This window comes from Brucella sp. JSBI001, assembly GCF_026014005.1.
Classification (GTDB): Bacteria; Pseudomonadota; Alphaproteobacteria; order Rhizobiales; family Rhizobiaceae; genus Brucella; species Brucella anthropi.
In genome coordinates this window covers 2,018,338-2,036,012 of sequence record NZ_CP110339.1, presented here as the reverse complement: position 1 = coordinate 2,036,012, position 17,675 = coordinate 2,018,338, and the positions used below count along the sequence as shown (strand labels likewise).

Below are 17,675 nucleotides of genomic sequence, written 5' to 3'. Positions count from 1 at the left end.
GATAATATTTGACGCAGCGGTGGCCTGATCTTGACCTTTTCCCGTGTCAAACAGCTTTTAGACATAAGCGGCGATACCGTTCGGATTTCTAGTTGTCACTTTCAGCCGGATTATCGGGATTGTCGACCTCACATCCGACCCCATGGCAACCGACGTAATTCCCTTGTGTATCAAAGTTTGGATTGCCGTCTTTGTCGAACTGAGGCCTGGTATCGATCTGTCGTTCCTCGCGGCGGCGACGCTCCCTTTTGCGCTCACGGTCGCGCTGTTCTTGAGCATAAATGCGATCTTGAGCGCGTTGTTCATCCTCATCGTGGCGTGCGCTCTGTTCCATCATGCAGTTTGCGAATGCATCGGTTCCGGGCCTGAAACCGAAGGAGGTACAGGTGTCCTGGTATACTTCATCTGCGGTAACGCATCCGGCAATCGCCAAGGGTACAAACGCAAGCAGTAAATGTCTGGGTTTCAGGCCTGTCATTTAGTTCTCCCATTGGAAAGTGGTAAAAGTATAAATTGATACAACGCATACGAATTTTTTAATGCTGGAGTGCCAGTATCGGGAATTATTAAAAACTTATAGTGATATGAAGTCTGTCCACGAACATGAACATTCATCTTGGGTCTCGTAATATTGGCAGAAGGGCGGGCTGCACGATTTTTACTAATCTGGACTATCAACCAGACAGCCAACTCCATGGCAGCCGATGTAGTTGCCGTGGGTGTCGTAGTTTGGTTCCCCGTTTCTGTCAAACTGGGGCGTCGTATCGATCTCACCGGAGTTATCGGGTCGGTCAACATCGCATCCAATGCCGTGACAGCCATTATAGTCGTCCGTATCACGGTGGTTACTCGTCGTGTGATGGTGTTTCTTCGGATGATCCGTCAACATTCCTTCAACAATCGCTCCCAGTACCGCGCCCGCTACGACCCCGCCGACATCATGGCCTCGGTGATCGTACTGGCGTGCTCCCGGATCAAACCCGTCGCCACGACCGTGATGATAGCCACCGACATCTGCAAACACACCCGAACACCCTTGAGCGACCCATATATAGCGGCTTTTCGGGTTGTATCCCCACGTGCGGTTTAATATGCAAGAGGTGCTCGATGTCTGATGAATGAGTTGGGGTCTGGACAAGGGGCCAGCATAGCATTCATCATATTTATAGTCTCTGGATCGGCACTCAACTGTCGTTTGAGCGTGTGCTTCGAAGACGACGGGCGGTGTGAACGTCGCACCAGTCAAAACCATTGCAGCTATTGTCCATCTAGACATCATTAACCTCCAGATACGGGGAAATTTCTGAGCAACAGGCTCCCGGCTTCTCATTCCATCGGAAGAACACAATAATTGATATACTGATATCCTATCAATAGACTGTTTTGTAAAATGATGAAAATTAATATTAATGTAAATAATATTAGCTATTACTGATATAATTTATATCGACCGTCTCCGGCTATTAAGCAAACAGGACGGTGAACTGATTCTTGCTCGGACCATTTTGAACCGTGGGGATCGTATAGAAATGCTATCGGCGCCCTCAATCAGCACGAGGCCTGTGCCTGAGCCGATCCAGGATTGAGTTTGGGAACGAAGCATTATGTAGAACAAAACGCTTGTTATAATTGCTTTTTGGTAAACACCTCGACTCGCAGTTGGATCGAAGGACAAGGTGACAAATGTCGATGAAGAGAAATTGCTGTGAGGCTAAATCCGGTCAGGATGTTATTGTTTCAACTGATTTCGTCGAGGAACGCCTGAGGAATGATTTCTGGCGGGAGGCTTCCCGACCGTTTTATGAGACGACACCGATCCCTGGAAGCGAAAGTGATCGACTGGAGGGGGCGATAAGGTCTCGCGAGATAGCGGGGTTCACTTTTGCGTCTGTTATATTCAACTCCCAGCGATATAATCGTGATCGACGCATAATTGCGTGGAGTGGCCTTGATCAATTCCTTGTTGCGGTTGTAAAGGGAGGAGAAATCCGGGGCAACGTCGCGAACAACAGCCTGACGGCAAGAGTCGGGGATATCTGTATCCTTGATCTAACACAAGTTCTTCAGAGCGACGTGAGCGCGGGCGGCACTCTGTCAACACTTATACCGCGTGGAATTCTGGCAAAGGCGACGGGGCACGCAAATCTGCATGGTGCAGTACTGCAGGCACATCTTCCGATGACGCAGTTGATCACTGCTTACCTCGAGGGGCTGAATGGCCTGAGCGAACATCTATCGAATGACGAAATTGCCGCGGTCCAGGAATCGTTGGTTACGATTCTGGCCTCTGGATTACGAGGTTTGCGTACAGTTGAAGATGAAGAACTCCGCCCTTTAAGTATTGCCTTACGTCAGCGGGTTCTGGATTTTGTCGATCGGAATCTCAATAATCCAGAACTTAGTCTGGACTTGATTATTCGTCGTTTTAATGTCTCACGTGCGCATCTCTATCGTGCGTTTGCGGAAGACGGTGGCATTGCGGGCGTGATCAGAGACCGCCGACTCGACGCAGCTTTTCTTGAGATCACGCAAACAGACATGATTCCGCGATCGATTGCCAAAATCGCATTTGAACACGGATTTTCGAGCATTAGCCATTTCTCGCGTAGTTTCCGTGAACGTTTCGGTTTGATGCCCGGTGAAGCGCGGCGCGAGCGGTTGTCTGAACCGCTTGTTCCGGAACTTCGAGCACATTTGTTGAGATTCGGGAGTGGCGTTGAAAGAACAAGCTGGATGAGACCGCCGGGCCATAAAAGTGAGACATCTGGATAATGCACCGAAGACGTCATTCCTATACGACGGGGATTGGCAAGATTTCGCGTTCAGCGAGCAAGATTTAGCCGCTCGTCCTCGCGGACCTGTATGCCAGAAAGTTGCCGATCCCGGTAACGTCATGAATACTTGAGATTGACAATGTCAGATATCTTACGAAATCGCCCCAATTTCGACGAGAGACGTGGAAAAGACGAAGCCGCCAGTATCCCTCTTGTATATCTGGTCGATGATGATGACGACTTCCGCGAGGAAATGGTCTTTGGTTTAGCCAGTCTGGGCTTGAACACTCACGGGTTCGAATCCGCTGCAGCTCTTTATCGAGCATATGCAGCCAAGCCGGCAGACATCGTTATTCTCGACGTCGGATTGAAGGGGGAAAACGGGCTATCCGCGGCCGCGCATTTGAGAGCATCCCAATCAGTCGGAATTATTATGGTGACAGCTCGCGGTTCTGTTGATGATCGTATTAATGGCCTTGAATCAGGTGCAGATGCATATTTAGTCAAACCAGTGGATCTTCGGGAACTCGCGGCCACTGTAATGGCGGTCTATAACCGTCTGGAGAAACCAGTCATTGTTTCGTCATGTCCGTCTCCAGAGTGGGCACTCGTGGAAAGCGGCTGGGTCATTACCGACGGCCGCGGGCATCGTCTCCGGCTAACAACATCCGAACAACGAATCTTGAGCCGTTTGCTGATTGAGCGCGGTGCAATAGTTGAGCGTCATGATCTGGTCGGTGCGCTCGGAGAAGATGTTTATGAGTTCAACTATGCTCACCTGGATACCATCGTGAGTCGCCTCAGACGGCGGGCCAAAAAAGCCGGGATCGTGCTCCCTTTGCATGCAATTCGCGGGAAGGGCTTTACCTTCGCCGAATGAAAATCGGCGTTACAGCTCGCTGGATAACTTCGACGCCTCAGGCGAGCCGAAAGACCAAACCACCATCAATCACAGGTTTGCTCGGTTCGATGCCCGAAAATGTGCGGTGGCGGGTTCGGGGCTGGCCGAAGCCATATCCATTCTCGCGGTAGAGCGGCATCCTTCCCAATCACTTTAGACGAGAATTCAAACCGAATTCGTTTCGCTTCTTCTTTTGCGCCGAAGACGCGGCACCCATCCCTTCAATCATCCGGTTTTGAACTCACAAAGCCGACGCGTCGTTGTTCCGTAGGAAAGGCTTTTACGCGCAGCTATGTGGCGAAACGGTCTCTTGCATTAGACGAAAACAACCGAGGCTAACGGCAGCTTGGCGAATAACGTGGTGAATTGTCATTTGCTGGATCTGACGAACCGGTTGACTGCGGCGGCCGTGTCCATTTCCTTGCGTCGAAAATAAATAGCGCGACCGCAGCGGATCGGGCGGTGCCCCTGTACAATAATGATCTGTTCATCCTTGCGCATTGACTGAGTAACCTCATGCGGCATTATAAGCGGTCGACGTTGGAGATTGATGCTTTCAGACTTTCGAGAAAGTTGGCTCTTGTCCCATCCTGTGGCGCGTGATCTGTTCTTCACTTCTACCGTCATCTCCCCGCATTGCGCCGACACATTCCGCGCGGTATCGAGCGCCTTGATCGCAGCGTAGCTCACGAATGCGCATCCATCGATCCATGAAACTGCACCATCTTTGCCAAAATGGCGTTCCAACTGGCCAACGGACTGGTACATCAGCATCAAGCTGATCCCGTATTTGCGTCCCCGATCACGTGCCTCTTCCATTATGCGCATGTAGCCAAGCAGATCGACTTCATCGAGCATGAACAAAACGCGTCGCCGGAATGCGCCGTCCGCCTCGATCATTGCATTGATTAAAGAGCCGATGATTACTCTTCCGATTGCCGGGTAGGAGCGAAGGATCGATGCGGGGATATTGAGAAATACGTCTTTTTCGCCTTCAGCTATCTGTGCTGGTTTAAAACTGTCTCCGCAGACAAGGGACGCGTAATTTGCGAGGGATAGCCACTGGGTATCCTTCGATGCGGTAGAGTACACGCCTGAAAATGTCTGCTCAGTCATGTTGACGAAAACACCAAGCGTCTCGCGAATAAACGTCGAGGCGGAATTTTCCTGAACGTCACGCAGCATGGCAAGCACCGATGTCTCCGGTTCGGAAACGATTTGACGCAGGCTGTGTAGATTGCGCCGTCCGGAAAATTCTGGCGATAGCATTACATGCGCCAGGAGTCCTGTCAGCAAATTGTGTGCCTGGCTCTGGAAAAAAGACCCCGTTGAACTTTCAAGGCGAGCGCTTTCCGACAGCAGCATATGTGCGATGCTGACGATGTCTTCTTCTTTTTTCTGTGAAGTTTCAATTCCGTCAAGAACATTGAAACCGTTGACCGGGTTGGTGGGGTCGAGCACCAAAACCTCCCGCCCGAGCCTTTTGCGGCGATGCGCGATTACCATCGATGCAACCTCGATGATGGGTCCAGGCAAATGATCGGACCACTATAGACAAGTGCAGTTGGTATGACATTACTGGTCGTTTTAAATCCGCCTGATCCCGCAAAAAACAGCATATGGGTTGAATCAAAATTCTGATTGTAAGTCAGGAGTGGAGCTTTTCCACCGCGTCCCCAGGTAGACGGATCGACTGGATTGAACGGCAATGCATGGATAGGTTCCTTGTCGACGCGATAGCGCTCGCCAACAACGATTTCGCCGTCAGCAGGAAAGAGCTGTGCCGCCGCCGACATCGGTAACCAATCTGCATCTCCGAAGATTCCGCAGCGGGCGCGCTTTACCGTTTCGGGCACAACGCTTGAGATGCGCACAGACACTGCTGAAACAATGAAACCAATTGCGGCGCAAACTACGCTTACCATATCAAGGAAAGATAATGCCTGATCCCATTGTAGAGCTCCGCTTTCAACGAAGGGCGAGAGGCGGTTGATCTCGCGCAGTGTGTAGATACCCACAACAGGCAGAAAGCAAATCAGGCTGACCATGGCGACCGGTCGGCGCCGGTGCAGTGGTAAAACGTAAACCGTCATCAGTGCAACAAGCGGCCCCAATAGAAGCACTGGTGCAGGCGCAGCACGCATAAACCAGTATTGGAGCTTTCCTGACAGGCCTGCGGCCAGTTCGGTCCAAAACCAATCCGCTACGTAAAAGGTAAAGCCGTAAAGAACGACTGGCACCAAAGCGAAAAGCAGACCTGGGAGTGGTATCGATCTGCCCATCAATTACGGTCTCCAGGAAACGGGTTGAGATATTCTCGTGACACTTCGGTCCGGAAGGCAATCTCGCCAATATCGCGCAAACGACGGTACTCGGGCGTTCCGGGTGAGAGTTTTGCCATTTCCAGCAGTCCTCCTAATAGGAATGCCCGGTCGACACTCGACAAGCCTGCCCGCACGACAATTGCCCCCAGCAGGCGTTTGCTCCGCGGATCTGTCTTCCGATCAATTTTCTTGCTGGACATTCGCCGTTGCTCCGGTGTTGCCAGTAGGCTCTTCAAGGGACAAAAAAGCCTTACCGTAAACGTTGCTCTTGTAGGTCTTGCAAGAAGACGCGTCGTTCGTTCAAACATCCTTTCCGTCTGGACCACGGGGTTCACCTGACCAGCCGTCGTGCGGGCCGTTTCATACGGTGAGCTAATTTTAGTGTTCATAGTTTTTTATGTTCATGCGGCAGTCTTCAATTTCGCGTCTAATATTCTATCCGGAAAATCACTGCGCATTTTGTGGGCCTCTCTGTTCGAGGCGGTAGAGATTGTAAATTTGACTGATTTAAAAAAGATAGTTAAATATGTTTTCATATTCAAGCCCCTGGATGAAACGGTGCAACTCGTGAAGGGGGACGGAGAAGTGCCGAGTCAGCTGCCCGGGTAATCATGGGCTTTTACACGTATTGACTGACGGTCAGGAGAACATTGTGGCAATCATGTTCGTGCGGGCGCAGATGATCAGCAGGGGAGCAGGACGCAACATCATCTCGGCTGCCGCCTATCGGCACCGCACCCGGATGAGAGACGAACAGACCGGAACCTTGTTTAACTATCGCGGCGGCGACGATGATTTGGTCCATGAAGAACTGGCGTTGCCGGAAGATATTCCAGCGTGGCTGAGGTCAGCAATCGAAGGCAAGACTGTCGCTGCGGCAAGCGAGACACTGTGGAATGCGGTTGACGCATTTGAGACGCGTGTGAACGCACAGTTTGCCCGTGAACTGATTATAGCTCTGCCGGAGGAACTGACGCTTAAGGAAAACATCGCCCTGGTGCGTGAGTTCGTGAGAGACCAGCTGACCGCAAGGGGCATGATCGCCGACTGGGTTTATCACGACAGGGACGGCAATCCGCATGTACATGTGCTGACAACGCTCAGGCCCCTGACAGCGCAAGGGTTCGGCCTCAAGGTCATGCCTGTCCCCGGCGATGACGGAAAGCCACTGCGTGTGGCGGCAGGGGACCAGCCGAAGGGCAGGATCGTCTACACAGTCTGGGCGGGTAACAGGGATATGATGAAGGCGTGGAAGATCGCCTGGGCGCAAACAGCCAGCCGGTATCTGGCGCTCGCTGGCCGTGACATCCGCCTTGACGGTCGTTCCCATGCCGAACAGGGACTTGAGGGGATTGCCCAGCGGCATCTGGGACCCGGAAAGTCGGCGATGATGCGCAAGGGCGCCGAGATGTATTTTGCACCCGCCGACCTGGCACGCCGGCAGAAAATGACCGCCCGGCTGCTTGCCGATCCGGGGCCTCTCCTCAGGCAGCTTGGCAATGAACGCTCCACCTTTGACGAGAAGGATATCGCAAGGGTCATACACCGCTACGTCGATGATCCGGCAGACTTTGCCAATATCCGTGCACGACTGATGGCCTCTCCCGATCTGGTGCTCCTGAACCCGCAGCAGGCCGGCCCGATGACTGGCCGGATGACTGGCCCGATGACTGGTCGTGTGAATGGCCGGGTGACTGGCGAGACAAGGGAACCGGCAATCTTCACCACCAGCCAGATCCTGCGCACCGAACATGACATGATGCGTTCAGCCGATACCCTGTCGGGGAGGAAGGGGTTCGGGATTTCGGACGCAGGACGCGCAGGCGCAGTGCGTTTCGTCGAAGGGGACAATCCGCTGAAGCCGTTCAGGCTGGATCTTGAGCAGATTGAAGCCATTCGGCATGTGACGGGCGACAGCGGTATCGCTGCTGTCGTCGGTCTTGCCGGTACGGGCAAGTCGACATTGCTTGCAGCTGCGCGCCTTGCCTGGGAGAGCGGGCATCACCGTGTCCTTGGCGCGGCACTTTCCGGCAAGGCTGCCGAGGGGCTGGAGGAGAGTTCCGGTATCAGGTCGCGAACGCTTGCCGCGTGGGAGCATGCCTGGAATAATAGGCGCGACCAGCTGATGCGCGGTGACGTCCTCGTCATTGACGAGGCAGGCATGGTCTCCTCGTTGCAAATGGCACGTGTGCTGGATGCCGCAGAAAAGGCTGGCGCAAAGGTTGTTCTGGTCGGCGATGCCATGCAGCTTCAGCCGATCGGGGCCGGTGCGGCTTTCCGGGCAATAGCGGAACGGATCGGTTCTGCCGAACTTGCCGGTGTGCGTCGCCAACAGGACCAATGGGCCCGCGATGCCTCAAGTCGCCTCGCTCGCGGGGACACCGCGGGCGGACTGGAGATCTACGCCAGACGCGGGCATCTGGTCGAGGTGGAAACCCGGGATGAACTGGTCAGCCGTCTGGTCAGGGACTGGGCCGATGCGCGGCGGAAACTGATCATGCCATCACAGCCGGGACGGGGCGTGCGGCCAGGGACGGGGATCGCAGCGCTAAACGGTGGCGGCCGGCTACGGGGTGATGCGTTGCTGGTGCTGGCGCACACCAACAGGGATGTCCACAGGCTGAATGAAGCCTTGCGCAAGGTGATGCGGGAGGAGGGAGCGCTCGGTGCCGCGCGCAGCTTCCGGACAGAGCGGGGCATGCGGGAGTTTGCGGCAGGCGACCGGATTATCTTCCTCGAGAACGCCCGTTTCCTTGTACCGCGTGCAAGAGGGAACAGTCCGCAATATGTCAGGAACGGCATGTTCGGCACGGTGGTCTCGACCGGCAACGCGCTCCGCGCTCCGCTGCTTTCTGTCCGGCTCGACAGCGGCAGCGAGATTGTTCTGAGCGAGGACAGCTACCGCAACATCGATCACGGCTATGCGGTGACAATCCACAAGTCGCAGGGCGCGACTGTCGACCGGACCTTTGTGCTTGCCAGCGGCATGATGGACAGGCACCTGACCTATGTGTCCATGACCCGTCATCGTCACAGGGCTGATCTTTATGCTGCGCGCGAGGACTTCAGGCCCGGGCCCGAACGCGAGGACAGATCCCGTATTGACCATGCGAAGGGGATCACCGGCGAACTGGTCGAAACCGGGGTGACAAAATTCCGGCCCGGGGATGAGGATACGAATGATACGCCCTATGCCGATGTGAAGGTTGAGGGCGGGAGGGTCCATCGCCTCTGGGGTGTCAGTCTGCCGGCAGCCCTGTCGGCGGCGGGAGCTTCAAAAGGGGATACGGTCACGCTTCGCAAGGATGGCGTCGAGACCGTGAAGGTAAAAATTGCAGTCCCTGATGCACAGGAGAGCAAAAGGCGCTTTGAGGAACGCACGGTTGAACGCAATGTCTGGACGGCCAGGCTGCATGAAACCACAGATGTCCGCCGCAAAAGCATTGAAGGGGAAAGCCACACACCGGAATTGTTCCGGCAACTGGCCAGGCGCCTCGGGCGTTCGGGCGCCAAAACCACGACGCTGGATTTTGCTGGCGAGGCTGGCTACCAGGCACATGTCCGGGACTTTGCCCGCAGGCGTGGCATTGAAACACTTGCCGGGATTGTCGCTGGCACAGGGGCAGGAGCAAGACGCCAGCTGGCGTGGCTGGCACAAAAGCGCCAGCAGGTGGCAAATCTCCGGGAGAGGGCAGGTGCGGCGCTCGGTTTGGCAATCGATCGGGAACGCAGGATGTCTTATCATGAGAGGCAATCCGGAAGATTCCCCATACAGAATCCGACAGCTCCGATATCCGTGGATCGAAATTCTCCGGGTTCGTCCCGGACCCGGCCGACTGACAATATCGGGCAGGGTTCGAAAGCCTGCAACATACCGCCGCTGCTTGCCGCCGTGACAGAGTTTACAACCCCGGTTGACGTGGAGGCGCGCGCGAGGGCATCCGCGGCAGCCCACTACCGCCATAACCGAACAGCACTTGCCAAAACGGCCTCTCATCTCTGGCGTGAACCCGCCAGTGCCGTCGATACGATCGAGGCACTGATCCGGAAAGGCATTGCCGGTGATCGGATTGCGGCAGCCATTGCCAATGATCCTGCGGCCTATGGCGCCCTGCGCGGCTCCGGTCGGCTGAGGGACAGGCTTCTGGCCGTTGGCCGCGAGCGAATGACAGCACTGGAAGCCGTGCCGGATGTGCAGGCAAGTGTCCGCTCGCTGGGATCGGGCTGGGCCTCAGCCCTGAAGGCTGCAACAACAGCAGTCGCCGCAGAGCGTCAGCAGATGGCAACCGCCATTCCAGGATTGTCAGAAGAGGCCGGCGAAGAGCTCCGTCGCATCACAACTGCGATGCAAAAGAAGACCGCACGGCTTGATGCCCTCGTCAGTTCGCTCGAACCGCATATTCGTCGGGAGTTTATCAGCGTCAGCCGCGCCCTTGATCTCAGGTTCGGGCGCAACGCAATCCTGCGCGGCGACAGTGACAACGTCAGTCGCGTGCCTCCCGCACAACGTTCCGTCTTCGAGGCGCTTCAGGACAAGTTGAAGATTTTGCAGCAAACAGTTTCGGCCGCCAGGGCCCAGGAAATTGCAGCGATACGTCAGAGCCAGAAACTCGACCGCGGACAAGACCTCCGGCACTAACCTGTTTGCGAAGTCCAGAGCCGATCCATTTCGTGCCGTTTGCCCCGGCTGTTGCAACATATGAACTGTGTCGACGGGATCGGGTTCTGCATGAGGTAAAATTCGACCGTGTGACAAATCTCTTCACTTTGATCTATCTTGACATTCAACCTATTGGAAGGTAGGTACTGAGTATGAGCAATTTGTCCACCACTTCCGATGATATTCTCGCTTGCGCCAAAACCTTGATCATGTCGGGTGGGTATAATGGATTCAGCTACGCGGATATCGCCAGCGTCGTAGGCATTCGCAAGGCCAGTATCCATCATCACTTCCCGAGCAAGGTCGATCTGGTAAAGGCACTAATCGTGCGGCATCGTGAAGATACAGAAGCAGGTTTTGCCAATCTCGAGAGCAAAGTCGATGATCCGCTAGAGCAACTGCAGGCTTATACTCAATACTGGAGTGCGTGTATCACAGACGGGAGTGCGCCATTCTGTGTAGGGGCGCTTCTGGCAAGCGAAATTCCTGTATTGCCACAGGAACTTGCTTCTGAGATTCAAAACTATTTCAGATCGTTATCGAGATGGTTGACATCAGTCCTCACACGCGGCGCAAGACAGGGCCGCATTCGCTTGATCGACTCCCCTGACATCGAGGCAGAAGCCTTTGCTGCTACCGTTCACGGAGGGATGTTGTCAGCGAGGGCCCACAGCGATCCGAAGATGTTTTCGCTTATAGTTGAACCAATGCTTCGCAGACTGGCTGCGGCACAGTGATTTCGATCAAAGCCTGATCATGCTCGGTAGTCAGGCTATCAATTGGCAGGGAGGTGAATGCGGCGACCCCGTTATCCAGCTTGCAGCCATCATCGCATTGATATTTCGAAACATGCCGGGCGCAGGCAATGCCTGGAATGAATATCGAAATGTTGCGTGCCTGTTTCTGGAATGTCGCTGTCACGACGGTGCTTCTCGTCGGCCAGTTGTCGGAACGCCGAGCGAATTTTGGGAAGGATGACAGTGGTGAATGTGGATGGATGCAATCAGTATGGCTGGAATGGTTAATCGACCATCCTAATCAATGAACGGGTTTTACCCTTAAACCTATCTACTAGTAGGTTGTTATCTTTACAGGAGCTTTGGTTATGTTTGGAATTTCCCCGCTAGGCTGGGTGCACACGATCGGCAGTTTGCCTGCCATTCCCCTGGCCATCTACATGTTCGTCCGCTACGGGCGAATTTTGCCCCGGTCAAAATCCGGCGGCCTTTATTTTGTCTCGATGCTTATAGGTGCTGGCACAACATTTCTCGTTGCACGCCAGCAGGTCAGCTATGTTATCGGTGCTGCGACGATGGTTCTGCTGATTGCCGGCTATGCAATCGGTTACAGTTCAGTCTTCGGTCGTGCGACCCGCTATCTGGAAACAGTCTTTCTAAGCTTGACTGCCTTCCTGCTAATGGTGCCAGCGGTAAGCGAGGTATTGCGGCGCGTACCAGATGGTCATCCATTTGTGACCGATCTCAAATCCCCGTTGTTGCTGGGCGCGCAGGGCAGTCTTTTGATCATCCTCATCACAGGACTGACAACTCAGCTTATCTATCTGAAAAAACAAAACAATCGGTGATCGCGTGGATGGCATGTTTCTCCTATCCACGGAATGAGGTTCAAAGACCACGCGGAATAATGAGCTCTGTCGGTATCATTTCGGGCGGGTTGTTCGTTTGAACGGACTCGTCCAGAAGTTCAAAGGCGCGTTCGATCATTGCCTGAACATTTTGCCGGACCATCACAACCGGGAAGTGGAGAACTTCGATGAAGGGGTCCCAGTCGAAACATCCGATGGAGCACTCCCGGACCTCGTCAACCGGCAGCGTCTTGAGAAAACTGACGACGCCCTCAAAAGGGCTCGTCGAGTTGACGAACAGTGCCTCTGGCAATCCATTCAATTTTTTATAAATATCGCGGATGGTTCTCGCGGCGGCATCGGGACCATAACCATTCGTGATTATGGCGTCGGAGTGAACGGGGAAGTTCAGCGCAGCCAGTTCATCCTTATACCCGCGCACACGTGCGCGGGTGTTGTGGTCACTATCCACGCCACCGATGAAGTAGAAGCTGTTTTCCGTTCGATGAGACCTGCGGCTGGCAATCTGATGCGTCAGTACGCGGGCACCGTCATAGTTGTCACTGATTACGGATGCGCCATGCTTTCCGGGAAGATCCACGTTTATATGTTTCAGATGAGCCTTTTCGCAGAGTTCGGCGACACTGTCCGGATCGGTTGCGCCCGCGATCAACAAGGCGTCGACATTGTGGGCAATCAATGTTTCCACGGTGCTGCGTTCCTGCTGCGGGTCGCGTAATGTGCTGGCTACAACGGGGATAAGATTCCGTGAGCGCGCCACCGTCTCAAACGATGCGGCCATGGAGCTGAAGTATCGGTTGTCCAGCATAGGCAAGATCATGCCGATCATGCCGGAATTGGATATGCGCAACCCGCGTGCCTGAAGGTTGGTGGTATAACCGAGTTCGCTTGCTATTACTCGAATTCGGTCGGCTGTTGCTTTGGTAATTCTTCGATTTTCCCATGAACCATTCATAACCGAAGCAACGGTCGACGCGGATACACCAGCGCGCTCCGATATATCGTAAATGGTTACTTTCCGGGGGGTGCTCATCAGGCCTGCTTTGCGTCTGGGTCGGGTCCCGATCTTAGCGGTGCGATAGCGTTTGCTGCAAGTAGGGGAAGGCGTAATCCAATCTATTCCTCTGTCATTTTCCTCTTGACCAGATGCAGGATGTTGAGCGATGGTTATGTTGCACTATCGATGGTGCAACATGATTGTATGCCGAGAGGAGCGGTGCACACATGCCGAAGCCAGGAACGGCTTCCCATCATGCGTCACAAGCCCCGTCAGCATTGCTCGATTTGATTGGTGCGCCGCAAAGCAATGCGGCGCCAAAATGCCGGAACTCCAGGGAACTGGAGGTCGCTATAGGGAGAACATATGGGGTGGAGTAGCGATATAAAGTTTGTCTGCAAGATTGTGTAAAATACAAAATTGAAAACCCAATGGGAGTGAGACATGAAAAATATGTTTGGTAAGGCAGCCTTTGCTGCGGTGGTGCTATCGTCGTTCGCTGGCAATGCTCAGGCGGAAGTGAAGGACGCAGTGGTCGGCTTTTTAATGCCAGACCAGGCATCGACGCGCTATGAGGAGCGCGATTATCCGGGCTTCGCTGCCGAGATGAAGAAAATCTGTGAAAGCTGCAAGGTGCTTTATCTCAATGCCGATGGTGATGCGAGCAAGCAGCAGCAGCAGTTCAACTCGGTCATATCGCAAGGTGCAAAAGTGATAGTGCTCGACGCGGTCGATACGGCAGCGGCAGCCTCGCTGGTCAAGCTCGCCCAGTCGCAGGATATCAAGGTCATTGCCTATGACCGTCCGATCCCGGATGCGACGTCTGATTTCTACGTGTCGTTCGACAATGAAGCCATCGGCAAGTCGATTGCGGAATCGCTGGTAAAGCACCTGAAGGACAAGGGTGTCGCGGGTGACAAGGGCGGCGTTCTGCAGATCAACGGTTCGCCAACCGATGCCGCTGCCGGTCTCATCAAGAACGGTATTCACGCCGGTCTAAAGGACAGCGGTTACAAGACGCTCGCCGAATATGACACGCCTGAATGGGCGCCGAGCAAGGCTCAGCAGTGGGCTAGTGGCCAGATCACCCGCTTCAATGACCAGATCGTCGGCGTTGTCGCTGCCAATGACGGCACTGCAGGCGGTGCGATCGCAGCCATGAAGGCGGCAGGCATCGATCCGCTACCACCGGTTACCGGCAACGATGCGACGATTGCAGCACTTCAGCTGATCATTTCGGGCGATCAGTACAACACGATCAACAAGCCATCTGAAATTGTTGCCGCAGAAGCCGCGCGCGTCGCGGGTCAGCTTCTGAACGGTGAAACTCCGAAGGCCGAAGCCACGCTTTATAACACTCCGTCGAAGCTTTTCGTTCCAGTGGTGGTGACCGCCGAAAACCTCAAGGCTGAAATTATCGACAAGAACATCGTTTCCGCAGAAACGCTTTGCGTCGACCGTTATGCTGACGGCTGCAAGAAGCTTGGCATCACCAACTGACCAACGACGCGCCCGGCCGGTTATCCGGTCGGGCAGTTTGATGTGCAATGGCATATCCTGCAATATGCCAGGGAAAGTGAGATCATGTCCCAAGATCACGAAGCCGCTGCGTCGTCGCGGCAGCCAGTGCTGCGTCTAAGCGGCATATCCAAGAATTTCGGTGCCGTTTCAGCGCTGACAGATATCGATCTGGAAGTCTTTCCGGGCGAAGTTGTCGCTCTTGTCGGTGATAACGGAGCAGGAAAGTCCACCCTGATCAAGACACTGGCAGGTGTCCATCAACCGACATCCGGCAGTATCGAATTTAATGGTGAGAAGGTTGTGCTTTCGTCGCCGGGCGTTGCGCTCGATCTCGGCATTGCGACAGTCTTTCAGGATCTGGCTCTGTGCGAGAATCTCGACGTGGTCGCCAATATTTTCCTTGGCCGCGAAATGAGCCCCTATCGGCTTGATGAAGTGTCCATGGAGATCAAGGCGTGGAAGCTTCTGAACGAGCTTTCCGCCCGCATCCCGAGTGTACGCGAGCCGGTCGCCTCCCTTTCTGGTGGCCAGCGCCAGACGGTTGCGATCTCGCGCTCGCTGTTGCTTGATCCCAAGCTCATTATGCTCGACGAACCGACGGCAGCACTTGGCGTTGCGCAGACTGCTGAGGTTCTCGATCTTATCGAGCGCGTCCGTGACCGTGGGCTCGGTGTCTTGATGATCAGCCACAATATGGAAGACGTTCGTGCTGTCGCGGACCGCATCGTCGTGCTGCGGCTTGGCCGAAACAATGGTGTTTTTTACCCGGATTCCTCAAACGAGGAGCTGGTCGCAGCCATCACCGGCGCAAGCAGCAATTCCGTTTCCCGCCGTGCCGAACGGCGTCAGGCGCAGCATGAAACCGGTCAGGCCCATGATCGGGGAGAAGCATAATGAACCAGGCAACCGGAAATACCCCTCTCGATCGCCAGGACACCCGCGTGCGCCATGATGAAGGCGTTTCGGGCGCGCTGCGCAATTTCTTCGACCGTGTCCGGTCGGGCGATCTTGGATCGCTGCCGGTCATCATCGGTCTCGTCATCATCTGGACCGTTTTCCAGACGTTGAACCCGGTTTTTCTGTCGAGCAACAATCTTGTAAACCTGCTGTTCGACTGTTCGACTATCGGCGTGATTTCGCTGGGTATCGTCTGCATTTTGATGCTGGGTGAAATCGACCTTTCGGTCGGTTCGGTTAGCGGACTTGCGTCAGCCATTGTCGGCGTGCTTTGGGTCAATCATGGCTGGCCTGTTGGCGTTGCAATGCTGGCGGCGCTGTGCACCGGCGCGTTGATCGGCCTGCTTTACGCGTTCCTCTATAATCGCTTCAGCATGCCAAGCTTTGTTTCCACACTGGCCGGTCTGTTGGCGGCGCTTGGCCTTCAGCTTTATCTGCTCGGCAATACCGGCTCGATCAACCTGCCTTATGGTTCCTGGCTCGTGAGTTTCGGCCAGCTTCTGGTTATGCCGCGTCCGCTGTCCTATGCGTTGGTGCTGATTGCCGGACTTGCGATCTTCTTCACCGGGTTCCGCTCTGCGCAGCGCCGCCGTGAAGCCGGTCTGTCAGCGCCGTCGTCGGTCGGGATAGCGCTCAAGGCCATCGTCATCACAGTCATAGTCGGCGGTGCTGTGTTTTATCTCAACCAGTCGCGTGGTGTGCCATGGATGTTCGGCCTGTTCGTGGCGCTGGTCATCGCGATGAATTACGCACTCACACGTACCCAGTGGGGGCGCGCGATGCAGGCAGTCGGCGGCAACCGCGAAGCCGCACGCCGTGCTGGTATCAATGTGAAATTTATCTATATGTCGGCTTTCATGACCTGTTCGGTTCTGGCTGCAGCAGGCGGCATTCTGGCCGCAGCTCGCCTTGCTTCTTCCAGCCAGCAGGCAGGCACTGGCGACGTCAACTTGAACGCGATTGCAGCAGCGGTCATCGGCGGCACTAGCCTCTTTGGCGGACGTGGTAGCGCCTGGTCGGCTCTACTTGGCATTATCGTCATCCAGTCGATTGCCAGCGGTTTGACGCTGCTCGATCTGTCATCGTCGCTTCGCTACATGATTACTGGCGCTGTGCTCGCCATCGCCGTGATTGTCGACTCCCTCGCCCGCCGCTCGCGCCAGTCGCACGGTCGCGCCTAAAACTTTAAGGACTGAAAAATGGCTCAGGATCTCAATGGAAAAGTCGGCGCCGTTACCGGTGCTGCCTCTGGCATCGGCTTCGAATGTGCAAAGCACATGTTAGAAGCGGGAATGACGGTGTTTCTCGTCGACCGTGACGAGAAGGCGCTTAATGCAAAATGCGCCGAGCTTGGCGATAAAGCCAGACCGCTGGTCATTGATCTGCTCAATCCGGCATCAGTCGCCACCATGATGCCGCAAATACTCGACCAAGCGGGCAAACTCGACGTATTTCACGCCAATGCGGGTGCCTATATTGGCGGACCTCTTTGGGAAGGTGACCCGGATGCATGGGACCGCATGCTGAACCTCAACATCAACGCGGCTTTCCGCACCATTCATGCGGTTCTGCCACATATGATGGAACGAAAGACCGGGGATATCATCATGACAAGCTCTGTCGCAGGTGTCGTGCCGGTCATCTGGGAGCCAATCTATACCGCATCCAAACATGCCGTTCAGGCTTTCGTTCATACGGTTCGCCGTCAGGTTGCGCCGCACGGTATCCGCGTTGGTGGCGTTCTGCCTGGTCCGGTGGTTACCGCACTTATTAGCGACTGGCCGAAGGCAAAGCTGGATGAAGCGCTGGCTAATGGCAGTCTGATGGAACCGAAGGAAGTCGCGGAATCGGTGATGTTCATGCTGACCCGCCCGCGCAACATTACCATTCGCGATCTGGTCATTCTTCCACAAAGCCTCGATCTGTAAATGGGAG

General features: G+C 54.9%; 14 protein-coding genes and 1 pseudogene. 10 read left to right on the top strand and 5 right to left on the bottom strand.

The window, feature by feature from the left end:
• Positions 1-88: 88 nt before the first annotated feature.
• Both LJ361_RS09580 and LJ361_RS09575 read right to left on the bottom strand, forming a co-directional pair.
• Positions 89-478 carry a hypothetical protein gene (locus LJ361_RS09580; protein ID WP_105529369.1) on the bottom strand — a complete coding sequence of 130 codons (390 nt, stop codon included), beginning with the start codon at positions 476-478 and terminating at the stop codon, positions 89-91.
• Between the two features lie 183 nt (positions 479-661).
• Entirely contained in the window at positions 662-1,252 is a 591-nt protein-coding gene (locus LJ361_RS09575) for a DUF3011 domain-containing protein (RefSeq protein ID WP_264813409.1), read from the bottom strand.
• A gap of 431 nt (positions 1,253-1,683) precedes the next feature.
• Between LJ361_RS09575 and LJ361_RS09570 the strand changes: the two genes are divergently transcribed.
• A complete protein-coding gene (locus LJ361_RS09570; RefSeq protein WP_105529367.1) occupies positions 1,684-2,772 on the top strand; it encodes a helix-turn-helix domain-containing protein in 1,089 nt (362 codons plus the stop codon).
• Between the two features lie 141 nt (positions 2,773-2,913).
• The gene (locus tag LJ361_RS09565; protein ID WP_105529366.1) at positions 2,914-3,654 is read left to right on the top strand and encodes a response regulator transcription factor; all 741 of its coding nucleotides are present in this window, start codon (positions 2,914-2,916) and stop codon (positions 3,652-3,654) included.
• A gap of 390 nt (positions 3,655-4,044) precedes the next feature.
• Here LJ361_RS09565 and traG read toward each other — a convergent pair.
• Positions 4,045-5,957 (bottom strand): annotated as a pseudogene (traG, locus tag LJ361_RS09560) (Ti-type conjugative transfer system protein TraG).
• Entirely contained in the window at positions 5,957-6,199 is a 243-nt protein-coding gene (locus LJ361_RS09555; RefSeq protein WP_105529364.1) for a conjugal transfer protein TraD, read from the bottom strand. Before LJ361_RS09555 ends, traG begins: the two are co-directional and overlap by 1 nt.
• Positions 6,200-6,651: 452 nt before the next feature.
• Here LJ361_RS09555 and traA point away from each other — a divergent pair, with 452 nt between their 5' ends.
• The 4 genes from traA (at position 6,652) to LJ361_RS09535 (ending at position 12,244) form a co-directional block, all read left to right on the top strand.
• On the top strand, positions 6,652-10,638 hold the full coding sequence (gene traA / locus LJ361_RS09550; protein ID WP_264813408.1) for a Ti-type conjugative transfer relaxase TraA: 3,987 nt from the start codon (positions 6,652-6,654) through the stop codon (positions 10,636-10,638).
• 173 nt (positions 10,639-10,811) lie between these two features.
• Positions 10,812-11,396 (top strand): TetR/AcrR family transcriptional regulator, encoded by a 585-nt coding sequence (locus LJ361_RS09545; RefSeq protein ID WP_029928293.1) that lies wholly within the window; start codon positions 10,812-10,814, stop codon positions 11,394-11,396.
• 137 nt (positions 11,397-11,533) lie between these two features.
• Positions 11,534-11,704 carry a hypothetical protein gene (locus tag LJ361_RS09540; protein WP_264813407.1) on the top strand — a complete coding sequence of 57 codons (171 nt, stop codon included), beginning with the start codon at positions 11,534-11,536 and terminating at the stop codon, positions 11,702-11,704.
• A 60-nt stretch (positions 11,705-11,764) separates the two neighbouring features.
• Entirely contained in the window at positions 11,765-12,244 is a 480-nt protein-coding gene (locus tag LJ361_RS09535; protein ID WP_166942853.1) for a hypothetical protein, read from the top strand.
• 40 nt (positions 12,245-12,284) lie between these two features.
• On the opposite strand, the gene LJ361_RS09530 is transcribed toward LJ361_RS09535, so the two are convergent.
• Complete coding sequence (locus tag LJ361_RS09530) at positions 12,285-13,220, bottom strand: LacI family DNA-binding transcriptional regulator (RefSeq protein ID WP_246683451.1); 936 nt, start codon at positions 13,218-13,220, stop codon at positions 12,285-12,287.
• Between the two features lie 495 nt (positions 13,221-13,715).
• On the opposite strand from LJ361_RS09530, the gene LJ361_RS09525 reads away from it, so the two are divergent.
• From LJ361_RS09525 to LJ361_RS09510, 4 genes are all read left to right on the top strand, one after another.
• Positions 13,716-14,762 (top strand): sugar ABC transporter substrate-binding protein, encoded by a 1,047-nt coding sequence (locus LJ361_RS09525; protein WP_235817422.1) that lies wholly within the window; start codon positions 13,716-13,718, stop codon positions 14,760-14,762.
• A gap of 84 nt (positions 14,763-14,846) precedes the next feature.
• Positions 14,847-15,677: an ATP-binding cassette domain-containing protein gene (locus LJ361_RS09520; protein WP_029928283.1), complete on the top strand. Its 831-nt coding sequence runs from the start codon at positions 14,847-14,849 to the stop codon at positions 15,675-15,677.
• Positions 15,677-16,921 (top strand): sugar ABC transporter permease, encoded by a 1,245-nt coding sequence (locus tag LJ361_RS09515; protein ID WP_010660774.1) that lies wholly within the window; start codon positions 15,677-15,679, stop codon positions 16,919-16,921. The genes LJ361_RS09520 and LJ361_RS09515 overlap by 1 nt, the downstream gene beginning before the upstream one ends.
• 18 nt (positions 16,922-16,939) lie before the next feature.
• Positions 16,940-17,668: an SDR family oxidoreductase gene (locus LJ361_RS09510; RefSeq protein WP_029928279.1), complete on the top strand. Its 729-nt coding sequence runs from the start codon at positions 16,940-16,942 to the stop codon at positions 17,666-17,668.
• The last annotated feature ends 7 nt before the right edge of the window (positions 17,669-17,675 follow it).